The 1,466-nt window shown below is 72.5% G+C and carries 3 protein-coding genes; 2 read left to right on the top strand and 1 reads right to left on the bottom strand.

Annotation, left to right across the window (positions count from 1 at the left end; all coding sequences use genetic code 11):
- The first annotated feature begins 358 nt into the window (after window positions 1–358).
- Together ACFU6K_RS38890 and mscL are read left to right on the top strand one after the other, a co-directional pair.
- Window positions 359–643 carry a hypothetical protein gene (locus tag ACFU6K_RS38890; RefSeq protein ID WP_380671375.1) on the top strand — a complete coding sequence of 95 codons (285 nt, stop codon included), beginning with the start codon at window positions 359–361 and terminating at the stop codon, window positions 641–643.
- Window positions 644–673: 30 nt separating this feature from the next.
- Window positions 674–1,093, top strand: a complete 420-nt coding sequence (mscL, locus tag ACFU6K_RS38885; RefSeq protein ID WP_380671373.1) for a large conductance mechanosensitive channel protein MscL — start codon at window positions 674–676, stop codon at window positions 1,091–1,093.
- Window positions 1,094–1,149: 56 nt separating this feature from the next.
- On the opposite strand, the gene ACFU6K_RS38880 is transcribed toward mscL, so the two are convergent.
- The gene (locus ACFU6K_RS38880) at window positions 1,150–1,380 is read right to left on the bottom strand and encodes a hypothetical protein (protein WP_380671371.1); all 231 of its coding nucleotides are present in this window, start codon (window positions 1,378–1,380) and stop codon (window positions 1,150–1,152) included.
- Window positions 1,381–1,466 lie beyond the last annotated feature (86 nt).

The raw sequence follows: 1,466 nt of genomic DNA, 5'->3' as shown, positions 1-1,466 counted from the left end.
GTCCACGTCCTCCTCGTCGACGTCGTCGGGCTCCGGCTCCTCGACCTCGTCCAGCCCGGCTCCGGCCGCGAGCTGATCCCGGCGCCGGGCACCATCGGCCCGGACGGCCCGTAGACCCGGGAAAGGCCCGTCGGCCCCGCTTCCACGCGGGGCGGCGGGCCTTTTCGCATGCCCGCCCGGGCGCCCTGTCACCCCGGAGGGGTCGGCCTCACTCCGGCGAGTGAACGAAGTTGTCCACAGGGGCGAGTTATCCACAGGCCTGGGGAAAGGGCTTTCCGAGTTCGCCGGAAACGCCCATCGTGTGGGCATCCGGTCGGTCCGCGAGGGGCCGGCCCGCCGACACCCCGGAGGTGCGTCGATGACGACCGCGAGCTTCTCCCTTCCCCTGCCGCTGCCACTGCCCGCGCCCGCCGTGCCTCCCCGGCAGGAGCTGCCGAGCTTCCCGCCGATCCGGCGCGGGTGCGGCGGGTGGCACCGCTGGCGCAGCGCGGTGCGGCGGCGGGCCGGAGTCCCCGTCCTGGTGCTGCTCGCGGTGGCGTCGGCGCTGGCACTGGGGCCCGCGCGGGCCGGGCTGCCGCCGCCCCAGGGTGGCGCACTGGGCCGGACGGGTTGTCAGTCCGGACCTGCGGAAGATCACCCGTAACCGGGAGACGACTGCGTCGTTCGAGGCGGCATGAAGGGCTTCAAGGAATTCCTGCTGCGTGGAAATGTCGTCGAACTCGCCGTCGCCGTCGTCATCGGCGCGGCTTTCACCAACATCGTCAACGCCTTCGTCAAGGGCGTGATCAATCCGATCGTCGGCGTCTTCGGGACCAAGGACCTCGCGTCCTACAGTTCCTGCCTCAAGGGGCCCTGCGAGGTGAGCCCGACCGGTGAGGTCACGTCCGGGATCCTCATCCTGTGGGGATCGGTGCTCAGCGCCGTGCTCCAGTTCCTGATCACCGCGGCGGTCGTCTACTTCGCTCTGATCGTGCCCATGAACAGGTTGGCGGCACGCCGCAAGACCCTCGCCGAGGAGGCGGCGGAGGCCGAGGCCAAGGAGGTCCAACTGCTGACCGAGATCCGCGACGCGCTGGTCGCGCCGCTGCGCTGACCGGCGGGCGCCGTTCGCTCCCCCGTTCCCGTTCCCGTTCCCCCAGTCCCCGTTCCTCAGTCCCCGTGGTGCGGCGGGCGCTGGCTCAGGTACCAGTCCAGCCCCCGTCCACCGCTCTCCCCCGCCCCGGGGCGGTCGCCCCAGCCGGCGTCGGTGTCGTCCCCGGACTGCTGGTCCAACGGGTCCCGGAAGACCAGCCGGGCCTTGGCGGCCGCGCCCTTCCGGGCCTCCTGGCCCTGGTCCTGCTCCCGGCCCTGCCGGTCCTTTTCCTGCCCCTGCTCGCTCACGCCGTCCACTCCGTCCACTCGTCCCTTCCCTCCAGCCTAAGAGCCCCGTGGCACGCCTCGGGCCCCGGTGCGGGGCACTCCGCACC

It is taken from the genome of Kitasatospora sp. NPDC057512 (assembly GCF_042802135.1).
Lineage (GTDB): Bacteria > Actinomycetota > Actinomycetes > Streptomycetales > Streptomycetaceae > Kitasatospora.
Note: the sequence above shows the minus strand (reverse complement) of the source record. Positions and strands in the feature narration are given on the sequence as shown.

Bases quoted from the DNA above. Each gene is read 5' to 3' on its own strand.
- ACFU6K_RS38890 (WP_380671375.1), top strand. From the start codon at position 359: ATGACGACCGCGAGCTTCTCCCTTCCCCTGCCGCTGCCACTGCCCGCG.
- mscL (WP_380671373.1), top strand. From the start codon at position 674: ATGAAGGGCTTCAAGGAATTCCTGCTGCGTGGAAATGTCGTCGAACTC.